The organism is Rhizobium halophilum (assembly GCF_021648825.1).
In the GTDB taxonomy this organism is placed as follows: Bacteria; Pseudomonadota; Alphaproteobacteria; order Rhizobiales; family Rhizobiaceae; genus Neorhizobium; species Neorhizobium halophilum.
Genome location: NZ_JAKJHS010000002.1, coordinates 348,886 through 366,345, shown reverse-complemented (window position 1 = coordinate 366,345; position 17,460 = coordinate 348,886). Strand labels below are relative to the sequence as shown.

At 60.8% G+C, this 17,460-nt stretch carries 18 protein-coding genes; 12 read left to right on the top strand and 6 right to left on the bottom strand.

Going from position 1 to position 17,460, the window contains the following annotated elements; translation table 11 throughout:
- Positions 1-39: 39 nt before the first annotated feature.
- Together rpe and purB are read left to right on the top strand one after the other, a co-directional pair.
- Entirely contained in the window at positions 40-726 is a 687-nt protein-coding gene (gene rpe / locus LXM96_RS06320; RefSeq protein WP_239997530.1) for a ribulose-phosphate 3-epimerase, read from the top strand.
- Between the two features lie 61 nt (positions 727-787).
- Positions 788-2,089 carry an adenylosuccinate lyase gene (purB, locus tag LXM96_RS06315; RefSeq protein ID WP_239997529.1) on the top strand — a complete coding sequence of 434 codons (1,302 nt, stop codon included), beginning with the start codon at positions 788-790 and terminating at the stop codon, positions 2,087-2,089.
- Positions 2,090-2,159: 70 nt separating this feature from the next.
- Here purB and LXM96_RS06310 read toward each other — a convergent pair whose 3' ends face one another.
- Entirely contained in the window at positions 2,160-2,951 is a 792-nt protein-coding gene (locus tag LXM96_RS06310) for a DUF2189 domain-containing protein (RefSeq protein WP_239997528.1), read from the bottom strand.
- A 225-nt stretch (positions 2,952-3,176) separates the two neighbouring features.
- Here LXM96_RS06310 and LXM96_RS06305 point away from each other — a divergent pair, with 225 nt between their 5' ends.
- The gene (locus tag LXM96_RS06305) at positions 3,177-3,731 is read left to right on the top strand and encodes an RBBP9/YdeN family alpha/beta hydrolase (RefSeq protein WP_239997527.1); all 555 of its coding nucleotides are present in this window, start codon (positions 3,177-3,179) and stop codon (positions 3,729-3,731) included.
- A gap of 66 nt (positions 3,732-3,797) precedes the next feature.
- Here LXM96_RS06305 and LXM96_RS06300 read toward each other — a convergent pair whose 3' ends face one another.
- Positions 3,798-4,109 carry a DUF1476 domain-containing protein gene (locus LXM96_RS06300; protein ID WP_239997796.1) on the bottom strand — a complete coding sequence of 104 codons (312 nt, stop codon included), beginning with the start codon at positions 4,107-4,109 and terminating at the stop codon, positions 3,798-3,800.
- A 330-nt stretch (positions 4,110-4,439) separates the two neighbouring features.
- On the opposite strand from LXM96_RS06300, the gene purC reads away from it, so the two are divergent.
- The 9 genes from purC (at position 4,440) to LXM96_RS06255 (ending at position 11,525) form a co-directional block, all read left to right on the top strand.
- Positions 4,440-5,204, top strand: a complete 765-nt coding sequence (gene purC, locus LXM96_RS06295) for a phosphoribosylaminoimidazolesuccinocarboxamide synthase (protein ID WP_239997526.1) — start codon at positions 4,440-4,442, stop codon at positions 5,202-5,204.
- Between the two features lie 16 nt (positions 5,205-5,220).
- On the top strand, positions 5,221-5,463 hold the full coding sequence (gene purS, locus LXM96_RS06290) for a phosphoribosylformylglycinamidine synthase subunit PurS (RefSeq protein ID WP_239997525.1): 243 nt from the start codon (positions 5,221-5,223) through the stop codon (positions 5,461-5,463).
- Positions 5,464-5,481: 18 nt separating this feature from the next.
- The gene (locus LXM96_RS06285; RefSeq protein WP_239997524.1) at positions 5,482-5,739 is read left to right on the top strand and encodes a hypothetical protein; all 258 of its coding nucleotides are present in this window, start codon (positions 5,482-5,484) and stop codon (positions 5,737-5,739) included.
- The gene (gene purQ / locus LXM96_RS06280) at positions 5,736-6,407 is read left to right on the top strand and encodes a phosphoribosylformylglycinamidine synthase subunit PurQ (RefSeq protein WP_239997523.1); all 672 of its coding nucleotides are present in this window, start codon (positions 5,736-5,738) and stop codon (positions 6,405-6,407) included. Before LXM96_RS06285 ends, purQ begins: the two co-directional genes overlap by 4 nt.
- A gap of 53 nt (positions 6,408-6,460) precedes the next feature.
- Positions 6,461-6,856 carry a hypothetical protein gene (locus LXM96_RS06275; RefSeq protein ID WP_239997522.1) on the top strand — a complete coding sequence of 132 codons (396 nt, stop codon included), beginning with the start codon at positions 6,461-6,463 and terminating at the stop codon, positions 6,854-6,856.
- A gap of 228 nt (positions 6,857-7,084) precedes the next feature.
- The gene (purL, locus tag LXM96_RS06270) at positions 7,085-9,292 is read left to right on the top strand and encodes a phosphoribosylformylglycinamidine synthase subunit PurL (RefSeq protein ID WP_239997521.1); all 2,208 of its coding nucleotides are present in this window, start codon (positions 7,085-7,087) and stop codon (positions 9,290-9,292) included.
- 185 nt (positions 9,293-9,477) lie between these two features.
- Positions 9,478-9,711 (top strand): BolA/IbaG family iron-sulfur metabolism protein, encoded by a 234-nt coding sequence (locus LXM96_RS06265; protein WP_239997520.1) that lies wholly within the window; start codon positions 9,478-9,480, stop codon positions 9,709-9,711.
- A gap of 150 nt (positions 9,712-9,861) precedes the next feature.
- Complete coding sequence (gene grxD / locus LXM96_RS06260) at positions 9,862-10,197, top strand: Grx4 family monothiol glutaredoxin (protein ID WP_239997519.1); 336 nt, start codon at positions 9,862-9,864, stop codon at positions 10,195-10,197.
- An 80-nt stretch (positions 10,198-10,277) separates the two neighbouring features.
- Positions 10,278-11,525: a multidrug effflux MFS transporter gene (locus LXM96_RS06255; RefSeq protein ID WP_394801894.1), complete on the top strand. Its 1,248-nt coding sequence runs from the start codon at positions 10,278-10,280 to the stop codon at positions 11,523-11,525.
- Between the two features lie 42 nt (positions 11,526-11,567).
- Here the strand turns inward: LXM96_RS06255 and LXM96_RS06250 are convergent, their stop codons facing one another.
- The 4 genes from LXM96_RS06250 to recA all read right to left on the bottom strand — a co-directional run bounded on the left by LXM96_RS06250 (position 11,568) and on the right by recA (position 17,218).
- Entirely contained in the window at positions 11,568-12,392 is an 825-nt protein-coding gene (locus tag LXM96_RS06250) for an inositol monophosphatase family protein (protein ID WP_239997518.1), read from the bottom strand.
- A gap of 22 nt (positions 12,393-12,414) precedes the next feature.
- Positions 12,415-13,287, bottom strand: a complete 873-nt coding sequence (ttcA, locus tag LXM96_RS06245) for a tRNA 2-thiocytidine(32) synthetase TtcA (RefSeq protein WP_239997517.1) — start codon at positions 13,285-13,287, stop codon at positions 12,415-12,417.
- Positions 13,288-13,320: 33 nt separating this feature from the next.
- Positions 13,321-15,981 (bottom strand): alanine--tRNA ligase, encoded by a 2,661-nt coding sequence (gene alaS / locus LXM96_RS06240; protein ID WP_239997516.1) that lies wholly within the window; start codon positions 15,979-15,981, stop codon positions 13,321-13,323.
- Positions 15,982-16,132: 151 nt separating this feature from the next.
- The gene (recA, locus tag LXM96_RS06235) at positions 16,133-17,218 is read right to left on the bottom strand and encodes a recombinase RecA (RefSeq protein ID WP_239997515.1); all 1,086 of its coding nucleotides are present in this window, start codon (positions 17,216-17,218) and stop codon (positions 16,133-16,135) included.
- Positions 17,219-17,460 lie beyond the last annotated feature (242 nt).

Sequence of the window (17,460 nt, the reverse complement as noted above, 5' to 3'; positions counted from 1 at the left end):
GGGTGCTACAGGCGCCGATAACGCCGGAGAAGAACCATCATGACGCTGCCTATCCGTATTGCCCCGTCCATCCTTGCCGCAGATTTCGCCAAGCTCGGGCAGGAGGTGAAAGACGTGACGGAGGCCGGTGCGGACTGGATCCACCTGGATGTCATGGACGGGCATTTCGTTCCCAACATCTCCTATGGTCCGGACGTCATCAAGGCGTTGCGTCCGCACACCGCCGCCTTCTTTGATTGCCATCTGATGATAACGCCGGCCGACCCCTATCTCGAAGCCTTCGCCAAGGCCGGCTGCGACGGCATTACGGTCCACGCAGAGTCGGGCCCTCATCTGCATCGCTCGCTGCAGACGATCCGCAACCTCGGCAAGAAGGTGGGTGTCACGCTCAATCCCGCCACGCCGCTATCCGTGATAGAGAATGTGCTCGACGACATCGACCTGATCCTGATCATGAGCGTCAACCCCGGTTTCGGCGGCCAGAAGTTCATTCCGGCGATGGTCGAGAAGATCCGAGCCGCCAAGGCCATGATCGGCACGCGGCCGATCGAGCTTGAGGTCGACGGCGGCATCACGCCCGACACGATCGGCGCGGCCACCGCGGCGGGAGCGAACGTGTTCGTCGCGGGCTCCGCCGTCTTCCAGGGCAACAGCGTCGAAAGCTATCGCGGGCGCATCGACAGACTTCGCACCGCCGCGACCCGCTCCGCGGGTAGCCGTGATTGAGCTTTTTGCCGCTTCTTGTTAAAGCGGCCCCAACTCCTTGTATTGATGGAAGGCTCCGCCCATGATCCCCCGTTATTCGCGGCCAGAGATGGTTTCAATCTGGTCGCCGGAAACCAAGTACCGAATCTGGTTCGAGATCGAGGCGCATGCCTGCGATGCGCTTGCCGCCATCGGCGTGATCCCGAAAACGGCTGCAGAGACGATCTGGGAAAAGGGTGGCTCAGCAGAATTCAACGTCGAGCGCATCGACGAGATCGAAGCCGTCACCAAGCATGACGTCATCGCCTTCCTCACCCACCTGGCAGAATTCGTGGGCCCCGACAGCCGCTTCATCCACCAGGGCATGACGTCATCGGATGTGCTCGATACCTGCTTCAACGTGCAGCTCGTTCGGGCAACCGACCTCCTGCTTGCCGATATGGACAAGCTCCTCGAGGCCCTGAAGCGCCGTGCCTTCGAGCACAAGGACACGGTCACCATCGGCCGCAGCCATGGCATCCATGCCGAGCCGACGACCTTCGGCGTCAAGCTCGCCCAGGCCTATGCGGAGTTCGACCGCAACAAGACGCGTCTGATGGCTGCGCGCGAGGAAATCGCCACCTGCGCCATTTCCGGAGCGGTCGGCACGTTCGCGAACATCGATCCGCGCGTCGAAGAGCATGTCGCGGCAGCGATGGGCCTGAAGCCGGAGCCGGTGTCGACGCAGGTGATCCCGCGTGACCGGCACGCCATGTATTTCGCGACGCTTGCCGTCATCGCCTCGTCGATCGAGCGCCTGGCGACGGAAATTCGCCACCTGCAGCGGACGGAGGTGCTGGAAGCGGAAGAATACTTCTCGCCCGGCCAGAAGGGCTCCTCGGCCATGCCGCACAAGCGCAATCCAGTGCTGACCGAAAACCTGACGGGTCTTGCGCGCATGGTGCGCTCTTTCGCGATGCCGGCCATGGAGAACGTGGCGCTGTGGCACGAGCGGGACATTTCCCACTCGTCGGTGGAACGCATGATCGGTCCGGACGCGACGGTGACGCTCGACTTTGCGCTCGCCCGCCTCACCAGCGTTATCGATAAGCTGCTGGTCTACCCGGACAACATGATGAATAACATGAACAAGTTCCGCGGTCTTGTGCACAGCCAGCGCGTCCTTCTGGCGCTAACTCAGGCTGGCGTGTCACGCGAGGACGCGTACCGTCTCGTCCAGCGCAACGCGATGAAGGTCTGGGAACAGGGCAAGGACTTTCTCGAGGAACTGCTGGCGGACGAAGAGGTGCGTGCGGCGCTCTCGGAGGAAGAGATCCGGGAGAAGTTCGACCTCGGCTACCATACCAAGCACGTAGACACGATCTTCAAGCGCGTCTTCGGCTGAACTGGGAAGCCATGATAGAGCAGGCGCCGCCGGACAAGCGGCGGCGCTTCTTATACCGCGACACGATCCGCTAGCGGACAAGCTTCCGATACAGGTGCCAGGTGGCGTGGCCGAGGATCGGCATCACCACCACGAGCCCCGCAAAAAGCGGTACGCTGGCAATGAAAAGCAGCGCCGCGACAATCGCGCCCCACAGCCCCACAGGTATGGGATTGGCGAGCGTTGCCCGAATGCTGGCATCCACCGCGGCCGCAGCGCCGAGGTCTCGGTCAAGCAGCAGCGGGAATGTCACGACCGACGTCGCTAGCACCACCACGGCGAAAACAAAGCCCACCAGATTGCCCCACAGAATGACCTGCCCCCCGCCTTCCGTCGTCACGAGGTTCGTCAGGAAGGACGAAATAGAAGCCGGCTCGGCTTCTCCGAAGTGGTAGACGTAGATGGCTTGGGCCGCGAGAAGCCATGCGATGAAAAGGGCAAACAACAGCGCCCCGGCAGCCATGATCGAGGGCAGCGCCGGCGAACGGAAGACGGTCAGGGCATGACGCCAAGACGAATCCTCTCCCCGCTCCTGCCTGCGACTGATCTCGTAGAGCCCCAGCGCTGCCAGTGGGCCAATAAGCGCAAAACCAGACGCAAGTGGATAGAGCAGCGGCAACAGGTTGGCGCCCGTGCTCCATAGGGTCAGGATCACCCCGACCAGCGGGTAGATCAGCCCCAGGAAAGCGTAGTGTGACGGTTTTCGGTTGAAGTCCGAAAGGCCAAGTTGCAGCGCCTCGAATACGTCTGCAACGCGAATCTTACGGATAGCGGGGCGGACGAGAACACCTTCTCCTCCAGCCATGACATGAAATCCTGCCATTGCACTCTCTCCTCATCGGGCAGGCTGCAATGCATCAATGCGAAAGAAACAGAACCGGCATTGCAGCGGCGGCAAAAGCCGCTTGGCACATGGTTTCGTCTGTCTGAGGCGGTGGGCACGGTGCTGGCACAGAGGCCCTGCCGACCTGGCTGGAAGTCTATCAAATTACGCACTCCCTGTCGCCTTATCCTTGACTTCGCAGGCTCGATTTCCGAAATCGCGGCTATGAAAGCATCCGAAGCCGATATTCTCATCATCCCAGGGTACACCAACTCGGGACCGGACCACTGGCAGAGCCGGTGGGAGGCAAAGCTCTCTTCCGCACGCCGCGTCGAGCAGGCCGAATGGTCCAAGCCGGTGCGCGAAGACTGGGTGGCGCGCGTGGCAGAAGAGGTCAATGCTTCGACGCGGCCGGTCGTGCTGGTCGCTCACTCGCTCGGCATACCTTCGGCAATCCACGCTATCCCGCTTTTCGAGAAAAAGGTCGCAGGCGCCTTCTTCGTCGCGCCTCCGGAGGTGGACAATCCCGCGATCCGCCCTCGCCATCTGATGAGTTTCGGGCCCTATCCCCGAGACCCCCTGCCCTTCCCGACGCTGACCATTGCAAGCCGCAACGACCCTTTCGGCTCGTTCGAACATGCGGACGAGATTGCCAATACTTGGGGATCTCCGCTGATCGACGCCGGCGAAGCGGGACATATCAATGCCGAAGCGGGATTCGGGCCTTGGCCGGAGGGTACGATGGTCTTCGCGCAGTTCCTGGCGCGCCTTCAGCCGTGAGGCCCGTCTTATAGCAGGAAAGCCCGTGCCAACGGGACGGGCTTTCCTTCTGTCGTACATCTGAAGTTAGCGGGCCAGTTCCGCTACCGCGTCCTGCAAGTACGCAAACATCTTCTGACGGATTTCCTCATCGGAAACAGAGACGCCGCCTGCATCTAGATCTGCACGCAGTTTCCGGAACACATCCTCGTCCCCGGCCTCCTGGAAATCCGCCTCGACCACTTCCGCGGCATAGGCTTCCGGCTCACGCCCGAGCAGTTCTGCAGCCCAACGGCCCAGTGCCTTGTTGCGGCGTACGATCGCCTTGAACTTCTGCTCTTCGTCAAGCGCGTACCTGTTCTCAAAGGCGCGCTCGCGATCGTTCATGCTGGTCATTATCTGATCTCCCGCTATCGGTTGTGGAAGCGATCATAAACCAAAATGGGCTGGAAGATGCAATGCGCTACATCAAGTACCGGTCGCATCGTCGACCGTCGAAATGGTGACGCAATCGCCGTCCATTACCGGGTTCGGCGGCAGCGGCAGGCAGATGCTTTCTCCCACTGCCTATCCCGAACCCCTACGTGTTCGCCATGATCCAAATCCAGCGACGAACACGCGTGAAGGAGGAGAGGCGCCGTCATTGTGAATTTAGTTCTTTTCCGTTAAGGGACCGCACAAGCGATATTCCACTGCGCCAATGAGGCGCCAACAACGAGACATTTTGACATGAACCGTCGCCGCCGTATTTACGAGGGCAAGGCAAAGATCCTGTATGAAGGTCCCGAGCCCGGCACGCTTATCCAGTTCTTCAAGGATGATGCCACCGCCTTCAACAAGAAGAAGCACGACATCATCGACGGCAAGGGCGTGTTGAACAATCGTATTTCCGAATACGTCTTCACGCACCTCAACAAGATCGGCATCCCGACGCATTTCATCCGTCGCCTCAACATGCGCGAGCAACTGATCAAGGAAGTGGAGATGATCCCGCTTGAGGTTGTCGTCCGCAATGTCGCCGCCGGCTCGCTGTCGACCCGTCTGGGGATTGAGGAGGGCACCGTTCTCCCGCGATCCATCATCGAGTTCTACTACAAGTCCGACCAGCTTAACGATCCGATGGTCTCCGAAGAGCACATCACGGCCTTCGGGTGGGCCAACCCGGCCGAGCTAGACGACATCATGGCCCTCGCCATCCGCGTCAATGACTTCCTCTCGGGGCTCTTCCTTGGCGTCGGCATCCAACTCGTCGACTTCAAGATCGAATGCGGTCGCCTTTATGAGGGTGACATGATGCGCATTATATTGGCCGACGAGATCTCACCGGACAGCTGCCGCCTCTGGGACATCGAAACCAACGAAAAGATGGACAAGGACCGCTTCCGCCGTGACATGGGGGGGCTGGTCGAGGCCTATTCCGAGGTCGCGCGCCGGCTCGGGATCATCAACGAAAACGAACCGATCCGCGGCACGGGCCCGGTGCTGGTGAAGTAACAAACAGGGGACTTAAGTGATGAAGGCACGGGTTACGGTGACGCTGAAGAACGGCGTTCTGGATCCTCAAGGGAAGGCCATCGAAGGGGCGCTCTCCAGCCTCGGCTTCGACGGGGTCGGCCACGTCCGCCAAGGCAAAGTCTTCGACCTTGAGATCGAAGGAAGCGACCGCACCAAGGCGGAAGCCGACATCAAGGCGATGTGCGAGAAGCTTCTGGCGAACACGGTGATTGAGAATTATAGTATTGCCCTCGACTGAGGGTCTTGGAGAGTTGCAGTGACCGAAGTCACGAACGAACTGATGTACGAGCTTCTGAAAAAGATGCAGAGCGACATCGGCTCACTGAAGTTTGACGTGACGAGCACCAAGACCGAACTGAGCAGCCTTCGCGGCAGCGTCGCTGCGATGCAGATGGACACCCACCGGATCTATATGCGACTTGATCGCGTGGATCAGCGTCTTGACCGAATCGAAACCCGTCTTGAACTCCGAGAGCTTCAGGAAGCGCAAGCAAGGTTTGAACCACACCCATGAAATCCGCAGTCGTTCAGCTTCCCGGCCTCAATCGTGACCGCGACATGGTCGATGCCCTTACCAAGATATCCGGCCACGCCCCGGTGACCGTCTGGCAAACGCAAACCGAAATCCCGGATGTCGACTTGATCGTCATCCCAGGCGGTTTCTCCTACGGCGATTATCTCCGCTGCGGCGCCATTGCCGCGCGGATGCCGGTGATGGATGCCATCCGTCGCAAGGCTGAACAGGGCGTCAAGGTGCTCGGCGTCTGCAACGGCTTTCAGATCCTTGTGGAGGCTGGACTTCTTCCTGGTGCGCTGATGCGCAACACATCGCTGCGCTTCGTCTGCAAGGAAGTTCTGCTAGAGGTCGTGAATGCCGATACCGCCTTCACCCGCACCTATACCGAAAGGGAAGTCATCCGTTGCCCGGTCGCCCATCACGACGGCAATTATTTCGTCGACGAAGAGACGTTCAAGTCGATGGAAGACAACCGGCAGATCGTCTTCCGCTACGCCGCCGGCACCAATCCAAACGGCTCGCTGAGCGACATAGCCGGAGTCATCAACGCCAGGGGCAACGTGCTCGGCATGATGCCGCATCCGGAAAACCTCATCGAGGCTGCCCATGGCGGAACCGACGGGCGCGGAATCTTCGCATCGGCTCTAGACGCTGTGGCCGCCTGACTGGATCTCAGGATCAGGCCGCCGCAAACCGGCTCGCACATTGGATTTTCGCCATGACGTCACCCTTCCTTCGCGGCTGGTTCGCAGTCGTTGCGGCACCGCTCGTTGTCGCCGGATGCCAGGCGGGCAAGCACGCAGCTCCTACCTTGAACAGTGACGCGCTTCCCACAATGGAACGGGTTGCACTCAACGCCAATACCTGCTGGTTCAAGTCCGGCGATCGCACATTCTCCGACTATCGCCTGGCCCCGGAGCTCAATTCCTTTTCCGGTCGTCCTCGAATCCTCGCGGTCCCGCGGCATAGGCCAGAGGCTCTCCCGGCTCTCGTGGTGCAGGCGGAGGGGAATCCGGCAAAGCTTGATGCCTTCGGTCCTCTGATGGAGGGCGGCGCTGGAGAACGCATCAGGCGAGACGTCCTGAAGTGGGCAGCAGGAAACGCTGGCTGCTGACGCGGCTCGCCGTCGCGGCTTGCTCTCATTTGTCTCCAGAACAACCCTTCGCCGCTCCCCGAATCGACGGGTGGTGGCTGATCACTGACGACTGTTTCGTCTAAGGGAGCCTCATCGGGACCTTGCACGGCGGAGATTGTCGCACGCCTAGCAGGAATTTTCCTGTCGCGCCTTTTGCCCCCTTGGGGTAAAGAGACGGCCACACGCCGACCTCAGCCAGAGAAGATCATGAACATTCCAAACAGTATCGCGATCACGCCGGAACTCGTTGCCGCTCACGGCCTGAAGCCGGACGAGTATCAACGGATCCTGGGCCTGATCGGGCGGGAGCCGACCTTCACGGAACTGGGCATCTTCTCCGCAATGTGGAACGAGCATTGCTCCTATAAGTCGTCGAAGCGTTGGCTGCGGACGCTGCCGACCCAGGGTCCGCGGGTTATCCAGGGACCAGGCGAGAACGCAGGCGTTGTCGATATCGATGATGGCGACGTTGTCGTCTTCAAGATGGAGAGTCACAACCACCCGTCCTACATCGAACCATATCAGGGTGCAGCGACCGGCGTGGGCGGGATCCTGCGCGATGTCTTCACCATGGGCGCAAGGCCGATTGCAGCCATGAACGCCCTGCGGTTCGGCGCACCCGATCATCCGAAAACGAAGCACCTCGTATCAGGGGTGGTGGCCGGCGTTGGCGGTTACGGAAATTCATTTGGCGTGCCAACCGTCGGCGGCGAGGTAGAGTTCGACGAGCGTTACAATGGCAACATCCTTGTCAACGCCTTCGCGGCGGGCCTGGCAAAGGCGGACGGAATCTTCCTGTCACAAGCGAAGGGCGTCGGCCTCCCTGTCGTCTATCTTGGCGCCAAGACAGGACGTGACGGCGTCGGTGGCGCGACTATGGCTTCGGCCGAGTTCGACGAATCGATCGAGGAGAAGCGTCCCACGGTTCAGGTCGGCGACCCCTTCACCGAAAAATGCTTACTTGAAGCCTGCCTGGAACTCATGAAGACCGGCGCGGTAATCGCGATCCAGGACATGGGCGCCGCCGGCCTCACCTGCTCAGCCGTGGAGATGGGTGCCAAGGGCGATCTTGGCATTGAGCTCGATCTCGACAAGGTGCCGGTCCGCGAAGAACGCATGACGGCCTATGAGATGATGCTCTCGGAAAGCCAGGAGCGCATGCTCATGGTGCTGCGGCCGGAGAAGGAAGACGAAGCGAAGGCCATTTTTGTGAAGTGGGGCCTCGACTTCGCAATTGTCGGCAAGACCACCGACGACCTCAGGTTCCGTGTTTTGCATCAGGGCGAGGAGGTTGCAAACCTGCCGATCAAAGAACTCGGCGACGAAGCTCCCGAGTACGACCGTCCATGGATGGAAAGCAAGAAGCACCCTGCCCTTCTCGCAAGCGAAGTGGCAGAACCCGACGATTACAACGCTGCTTTGCTGCGACTCGTCGGATCCCCCAACCAGGCGAGCCGTCGGTGGGTGTGGGAGCAGTATGACACTATCATTCAGGGCAACTCGTTACAGCGGCCGGGCGGGGACGCGGGTGTCGTTCGCGTGGACGGTCATCCGACCAAGGCCCTCGCCTTCTCCTCCGACGTCACGCCGAGATACGTTGAAGCCGATCCATTCGAAGGCGGAAAGCAGGCGGTTGCGGAATGCTGGCGCAACATCACTGCAACGGGTGCAGAGCCTTTGGCAGCAACCGACAACCTCAATTTCGGCAATCCGGAAAAGCCCGAGATTATGGGGCAGTTCGTGGGGGCGATCCAGGGCATCGGTGAGGCCTGCAAGGCGCTCGACTTCCCGATCGTGTCCGGAAATGTTTCTCTCTATAACGAAACCAACGGCGTCGCAATTCTACCGACCCCAACGATCGCCGGCGTCGGGCTTATACCGGACTGGTCGAAGATGGCTCGCATCGGCGACATGAACGACGGCGATGAGTTGATCCTTATCGGCATGGATGGCAGCCACCTCGGCTCTTCGATCTATCTGCGTGAGGTGCTCGGCTCGACGGAAGGAGCGCCGCCACCCGTCGACCTGCAGGCCGAGCGCCGTCATGGCGATTTCATTCGCGGGCTTATCCGGGGTGGCCAGGTTAGCGCCTGCCACGACGTCTCCTCGGGCGGCCTTGTCCTAGCGCTTGCCGAGATGACTATGGCCGCAGGAAAGGGTGCGTCGATCACGCTGTCGGAACAGCGCGGACCGACGCATGCCCTGTTGTTCGGCGAGGATCAGGCACGCTACGTCGTGGCCATTCCACGGGACCTCGCCAACTTCGTGGGCGCAAGTGCGGAATCCTCACGCATCCCCTTCCGTCGTCTGGGGACGGTGGGAGGCGACCGACTTGTGGTGGATGACCTCCTCGATGTCGCGGTCGTCGACCTCGTCAATGCGAACGAAAGTTGGTTCCCGGCGTTCATGGCCTGACCTGCCGCAAGGCATCGGACAGCGGTGCAAGACCTCCGCCCCGCGCGGCTTGCGGTGGCGGCGTCTGACCGGTAGCCGTCGACCAATGACATGATTCAGCCCTTTGACCCGGCCTCTCCTTTGAGGCACTCTCCACATGACGCGGCCTCGTATTCGCGTCGGGACGAGAAAGAGGAAGACAGACGATGCCTATGAACCCCGGCGACATTGAAGACCTGATCAAAACCGGCATACCCGGCGCCAGGGTGACAATCCGCGACCTTGCCGGCGATGGAGACCACTATGCTGCCGAAGTGGTTGCAGAAGCCTTCCGTGGCAAAACGCGGGTGCAGCAGCATCAAATGGTATACGAGGCGCTTAAGGGAAATATGGGAGGAGTGCTGCACGCACTTGCCCTGCAGACCTCGGCACCAGATTGACTGGAACCGGCCATCCGTCAACCGGCCCGCGGCATCCATCAGCGAATTTGATTGGCAACATGAGCGGCAGCGGGTGGATATCTGCATTTCACGTTGCTATTTAACGCGAACCAGTCTGGACCTTGAACCCAGATCGATAAGGATAGTGACATGAGCGGAATAAACGAATTCATCGACAACGAGGTGAAGACGAACGATGTGGTCGTCTTCATGAAAGGCACGCCTCAGTTCCCGCAATGCGGGTTCTCCGGGCAGGTGGTGCAGATCCTCGATTACCTCGGGCTCGACTACAAGGGCGTCAACGTCCTGGCCGACCAGGAGATTCGCCAGGGCATCAAGGACTACTCCAACTGGCCGACCATCCCGCAACTCTACGTCAAGGGCGAGTTTGTCGGCGGATGCGATATCGTCCGCGAGATGTTCCAGTCCGGCGAGTTGCAGAGCCACCTCTCTGAGAAAGGCATCACCGTTCGCGGCGCCGCCTGATCTAGACCTGTCATTTGACGTTTCTATCTTAAAGGCGCCGCGTTCCGGCGCCTTCTCTTTCTTTTTCAGGATTTTTTGCCGTGACCATACATTCACAAGCCACCGTCGATCGTCTCGGCGGGATGGGCAAGGTTGAGTTCATTGCGCTGATGGCAGCGTTGATGGCGCTGAACGCACTAGCCATCGATATTATGCTCCCCGGCCTACAGCAGATCGGCGCCGCCCTGGGCGTAGAGAACGAGAATCACCGCCAGTACGTGGTTTCCGCCTACCTGTTTGGCTTCGGTATATCTCAACTCGCCTATGGACCGATATCTGATCGTTTCGGGCGCCGGCGCCCAATGCTTTTCGGGCTGGTCGTCTATGTACTTGCCTCCTTGGCCGCAGTAGCCGTCCCATCCTTCGGGGGCCTGCTCGCGCTGCGCTTCCTGCAGGGGGTGGGCTCCGCTGCAATGCGCGTCATCACGATCTCGATTGTCCGCGACATCTACGGCGGACGCGCGATGGCCGAGGTGATGTCGTTGATCATGATGGTCTTCATGGTGGTGCCGGTTATTGCGCCGGGCACTGGCCAGGTGATTCTCTTCTTTGGCGATTGGCACCTGATCTTCCTGTTCATGGCGGTTGTTGCGACCGCAATCGGCATCTGGATGTATGTCCGTATCCCGGAAACACTCTCCCCAACAGATGTTCGACCATTGACGGTTGGCGGTGTGCTGACCGGCTTCCGCATCGTGCTGACGAACCGGCTTGCGCTCTGCTACGCCATTGCCAGCATGTTTATCTTCGGCGCCCTGTTCGGCTTCATTAATTCCGCCCAGCAGGTCTATGTCGGCATCTACGACCTCGGCGCCTGGTTTGCGCTGGCTTTTGCGGCAATAGGCGCACTCATGGCCTTGTCATCCTTCGTCAACGCGACACTGGTGGGACGTTTCGGGATGCGGCGATTGTCGCACGCGTCCTTGCTCGGATTCATCGCCATCAATTTCGTCTGGTTGTGCGTGCAGGCTCTCGGCCCGCAGCCGATGCCATTCTTTCTTTTCTTGTCATTCTTCGCGCTTTCGATGTTTCAGTTCGGCTGGATCGGCTCGAACTTCAATTCCCTTGCGATGGAACCGTTGGGACACGTTGCTGGGACCGCCTCTTCGGTTCTCGGCTTCATGGGAACCTTTGGAGGTGCAGCAATTGGGGCAATGATTGGCCAGGCCTACGACGGGACCGCTTTGCCGATGGTGGCGGGCTTTTTCGCGGTGTCGATCATCGGTCTCGTCTTCGTGCTGATCGGTGAGCGAGGCAAGCTGTTCCGGTCGCAGAATCCACCCGTTTGATAATGCAACACTGACGAAGAAGGGCCCCACGGGGCCCTTCTTTTACATCTCCAGGATTTCCCGCCTCAGCATCTGCCAGCTATCTTTGTCAGTGGAAACCAGTAACCCGCCCTCGACATGGCTTGGAAGATACGGAGCATCATCGAAGCGCGCGACATAGCCACCCGCCTCCTGCACCAGAAGCGCGCCCGCAAGATGATCCCAAGGCATGAGCTTGTTGTACATGATGAAGTGCACGTGCCCGCTGGCGAAGGTGCGGTATTCATGAGCGGCACAGCGGTAATTCGCGACCATCCTCACCTTCGCAAGGTTGCACATGACACGTTCCCGCATCTCGCCGAAGAAGTAGCCCGCCGAGGCCATCCCGACCATCGCCTCCAGCGGTGCCGGCGCGGCCACGCGAAGCCGCACCGCCTCCCCGTTCGGCCGCCGCAGGAAAGCACCCGCGCCCTTTTCGGCGATTAGCCAGTCATCTCCCATAGGGTCATAGATGATGCCAGCGACCGTCTCGCCTCTCCAAACGACAGAGGCCATCACGCCGAAGGCCGGAATGCCGGAAGCGAAGTTGAAGGTGCCGTCGACCGGATCCACGACCACGGCGAGTTCTGAGTCCGCCAGCCGTCCCAACAGGGCAGGATCGGCGGCAGCCGACTCTTCGCCGACGAACAGCGCCTGCGGCAGCAAGGTGCTGAGTTCGTTGCGGATGTACCGTTCCGCCGCGACATCTGCTTCCGTTACGAGATCGGTCGGCTCGCTCTTCGATCGAACGTCGCCATTGCCGAGCTTACGGAAACGCGGAAGGATTTCGGCTTTGGCAGCGCCGCGCAGGCAGTCGGCGATCTTGGAAACGTCGAGTTGGAAAGACATCGAAGATACCTGAATTGGTCAATTAGGAATTGGGTCCGGCCGCGAGCGCGGCGAAGTCGAAGAGCCTAGTATCGAGAAGATGTGACGGATTGACGTGGCCAAGCGCGCGCAGCATCGCATCCTTGCGTCCCGGCATCCGCGTCTCGATTTCGGCCAGCATCGCCTTCATCGCATTGCGCTGGAGGCCGTCCTGCGAGCCGCAAAGGTCGCAGGGGATGATCGGAAACTCCATGGCGGCCGCGAAGCGCGCCAGATCGTCTTCCGCGCAGTAGGCGAGAGGACGCAGCACGAAAAGATCGCCCTCGTCGTTCAGCAGCTTCGCCGGCATGCCCGCCAGACGCCCGCCGTGAAAGAAGTTCATGAAGAAGGTTTCGAGGATGTCCTCGCGATGGTGGCCGAGCACCAGCGCATCACAGCCTTCCTCCCGCGCAATGCGGTAGAGGTTGCCGCGGCGAAGCCTGGAACAGAGCGAGCAATAGGTCGCGCCTTCCGGCACCTTCTCCTTCACGATCGAATAGGTGTCGCGATATTCGATGCGATGCTCGACGCCGATCGAGCGCAGGTAATCCGGCAGCACGTGCTTGGGAAAATTTGGCTGTCCCTGGTCCAGGTTGCAGGCGATCAGTTCGACGGGCAGCAGGCCGCGCCACTTGAGATCCATCAGGATCGCCAGCAGCGAGTAGGAATCCTTGCCGCCGGAGACGCCGATCAGCCAGCGCTTCTGGCCCTTCAGCATTTGGAAGTCGTCAAGCGCCTGGCGCACCTGCCGCAGCAGGCGCTTCCTCAGCTTGTTGAACCCGACGGACTGAGGCGCATGCGAAAAGAGCGAGGGAAGCTGCCCCTCGCCTTCAAGGTCGACCGCGTCGTCGACTTTCGCTGGACCGTTCAGTCCCATACCGTCTCCAAGCTCCTGGACGAGCCGCCCGTGTCAGGCTCCGAGCGCCTCGGCCACGGCCTCGACCGCTTCCTTCGCCTTCGACCCATCCGGGCCGCCGGCTTGCGCCATGTCCGGACGTCCGCCGCCGCCCTTGCCGCCAAGCGCAGCCGAGGCGACACGAACAAGCTCAACCGCGCTGAACCGCTCGGTGAGATCCGGCGTCACCGCAACCACGGCACTCGCCTTGCCGTCAGCGGAAACGCCGATCAGGCTGACGACGCCGGAGCCGAGGCTGGACTTGCCTTCGTCGGCCAGTCCCTTCAGGTCCTTGGCGTCGATGCCTTCCAGCACCTTGCCGAGGTATTTGATGCCGGCCACTTCTCGAACTTCGCTGGCACCGCCGCCCTGGCTGCCGCCCATGGCAAGGCGCCGCTTGGTCTCAGCCAGTTCGCGCTCCAGCTTCCGGCGCTCTTCCACCAGGGCTTCGACGCGCGAGACGACATCGCCCGGCTGCACCTTCAGGGCCGATGCAAGCGTCTTCACCCGCTCGTCCTGCTCGGCAAGATAAGCAAGCGCAGCAGCACCCGTAACAGCTTCCACGCGGCGAACGCCGGCGCCCACCGCACTTTCACCGAGTATCCGCACAAGACCAATTTCGCCCGTGGCGTTCACATGCGTGCCGCCGCAGAGCTCGATCGAGTAAGCCTTGCCAGCCTTCTCGTCCGTGATTGCGGTGCCCATGGAAACCACGCGAACCTCGTCGCCATATTTCTCGCCGAAGAGCGCCATGGCACCCTCGGCAATCGCATCGTCGACGCTCATAAGACGAGTCGTTACCGGAGCGTTCTGCAGCACGACGGCGTTCGCCATCTCCTCGACCTTCTGCAGTTCGTCTGTCGACATCGGCTTCGGATGCGAAATGTCAAAGCGTAGCCGCTCCGGCGCGACCAGCGAACCCTTCTGGGCCACATGCGTGCCCAGCACCTCGCGCAGCGCCTCGTGCAGAAGGTGCGTCGCCGAATGGTTGGAACGCAGCCGCGAGCGACGCGCGTGATCTACCGCAAGGGCCACAGCCTCACCAGCCTTCAGCGTGCCGGAAACGACCTTGGCGCTGTGCACGAAAAGCCCCTCGCCCTTCTTCTGAGTGTCGGTCACCTCCAGGCGGGCGTGATCCGTGCTGATCACGCCGGTGTCGCCCATCTGGCCGCCCGATTCGCCGTAGAACGGCGTCTGGTTGACGACGACCTGCACGCTCTCGCCTGCCGTTACCGTGTCGACGCTTGCGCCATCGCGCACCAGAGCCTGTACTACGCCTTCAGCCGTCTCGGTGTCGTAGCCGAGGAACTCGGTTGCCCCGTGTTTTTCCTTGAGCTCGAACCAGATCGTTTCGGTCGCCTTGTCGCCCGACCCTGCCCAGCTGGCGCGAGCCTCGGCCTTCTGGCGCTGCATGGCGTCGTTGAAGCCGGTGATGTCGACGCCGATGCCGCGGGCGCGCAGCGCATCCTGCGTCAGGTCGAGGGGGAAGCCATAGGTGTCATAGAGCTTGAACGCCGTTTCGCCGTCCAGGCTGTCGCCCTTGTCAAGTTCCTGCGTTGCATCGGACAGCAGCGTCAGGCCCCGGTCGAGCGTTTTGCGGAAGCGCGTTTCCTCAAGCTTCAGCGTTTCCGACGTCAGCGCCTCGGCGCGGACAAGCTCCGGATAGGCACGGCCCATTTCCTGAACCAACGTCGGCAGCAGCCTGTACATCAGCGGTTCACGCGCGCCGAGCAGCTGCATATGGCGCATGGCACGGCGCATGATGCGGCGCAGGACATATCCGCGGCCCTCGTTAGATGGCAGTACGCCATCGGCAATCAGGAACGCTGACGACCGCAGATGGTCGGCGATGACGCGGAAACTTGCCGCCTGATCACCCTCGGCCTTGGCGCCCAGCACATCTTCCGTTGCCTCGGTCAGGTTGCGGAAGAGGTCCGTGTCGAACACGCTCTGCACGCCCTGCAGGATGCAGGCCATGCGCTCAAGGCCCATGCCGGTGTCGATCGACGGGCTCGGCAGCGGCGTCCGCTCGCCCGGCGCCGTCTGGTCGAACTGCATGAACACGAGGTTCCAGAACTCAAGGAACCGGTCGCCATCTTCTTCCGGCGAGCCGGGAGGGCCACCCCAGACATGCTCGCCCTGGTCGATGAAGATTTCCGAGCACGGGCCGCAGGGGCCGGTATCGCCCATCTGCCAGAAGTTGTCGGAAGTGGGGATGCGGATGATCTTGTCGTCGGAGAAGCCGGCGATCTTCTTCCACAGCGTCGCCGCTTCTTCATCCTCGGAATAGACGGTGACCAGCAAGCGATGCTTCGGCAGGTCGAAGCCTTCCGTCACCAACTTCCAGGCAAGCTCGATCGCCTGCTCCTTGAAGTAGTCGCCGAAGGAGAAGTTGCCGAGCATCTCGAAGAAGGTCAGGTGCCGCGCGGTATAGCCGACATTGTCCAGATCGTTGTGCTTGCCGCCGGCGCGCACGCATTTCTGCGAGGTCGTCGCCGTTGAGTACGGTCGGCTTTCCAGACCGGTAAAGACGTTCTTGAACTGCACCATGCCGGCATTGGTGAACATCAGCGTCGGGTCGTTGCGCGGCACCAGCGGGCTGGACGACACCACCTCATGGCCGTTCTTCTTGAAATAGTCGAGGAAGGTCGACCGGATGTCATTCACGCCGCTCATGCTACGCCCTTTGTTCCGCTGATGCGGTTCCGTCATTTGAAAACCAGTGGCTTTTATCGCCCGCACCGGAGACTGTCCAGCCAAACGCAGAACCGGCCGCGCATCTTTGCAGATGGCGGCCGGTCAAGAACTGACGATAGCGATATCAGGACTACAGGTCGTCGTCCCCGCCTTCCTGCGCTTCGGGCCCGCCGTTTTCCAACAGGCGGTCGGCGATGAGCCCGGCGTTCTGCCGCAGCGCCATTTCGATCTCGCGTGCAACTTCTGGGTTTTCGCGAAGAAACGTCTTGGCGTTCTCGCGACCCTGGCCGAGACGCTGACTGTTGTAGGAGAACCAGGCCCCAGACTTCTCGACGATCCCGGCCTTCACGCCCAGGTCCACCAGTTCGCCCGTCTTCGACACGCCTTCGCCGTACATGATGTCGAATTCCACCTGCTTGAAGGGCGGCGCCATCTTGTTCTTGACGACCTTGACGCGGGTCTGGTTGCCGACAACCTCCTCGCGCTCCTTGACGGAGCCGATGCGGCGAATGTCGAGGCGGACAGAGGCGTAGAACTTGAGCGCATTGCCCCCGGTCGTGGTTTCCGGCGAACCGAACATCACGCCGATCTTCATGCGGATCTGGTTGATGAAGATCACCATCGTCTTCGACTTGGAAATCGACGCGGTCAGCTTGCGCAGCGCCTGGCTCATCAGGCGGGCCTGGAGGCCCGGCAGGCTGTCGCCCATCTCGCCCTCGATTTCGGCCCGCGGCGTCAGCGCGGCGACCGAGTCGACCACGAGCACGTCGATTGCGCCGGAACGGACCAAGGTGTCCGTGATTTCCAGCGCCTGTTCGCCCGTGTCAGGCTGCGAGATCAGCAGGTTTTCCAGATCCACGCCGAGCTTGCGGGCATAGACGGGATCCAGTGCATGCTCGGCGTCCACGAAGGCGCAGATGCCGCCATTCTTCTGAGCTTCTGCAATCGTCTGCAGCGCCAGCGTCGTCTTGCCCGAGCTTTCGGGACCATAGATCTCGATAATACGGCCCTTTGGAAGGCCGCCGATGCCAAGCGCGATGTCGAGGCTGAGAGATCCGGTTGAAACGGTTTCGATCTCGACCACGTTGTCCTTCGAGCCGAGCTTCATGATCGATCCCTTGCCGAAGGACCGTTCGATCTGCGACAGTGCCGCATCCAGCGCTTTGCTCTTATCCACTGTGTTTTCCTCTACAAGCCGCAAAGAATTCTGTGCCATCTGACCCACCTTTAGGTTATTGACGCCGCGCAGGCAACGAAGCGACCGATAAAGATCGTGTACATGTTTTGTTCTCATTATTCAAGATGTCCCTCGAAGATTGATTATATTCATCAATCCTACCTTCGTTCGCTTTCTGTTTTCATTCGCAAAACTGGCGGCGTGCGGCCGCTGCAGGGGCAGTCAACGGGCAAAGTTTTGGCTCGAATCACAGCCTCTTCGTCCATCGCTGGTGCTGGCCG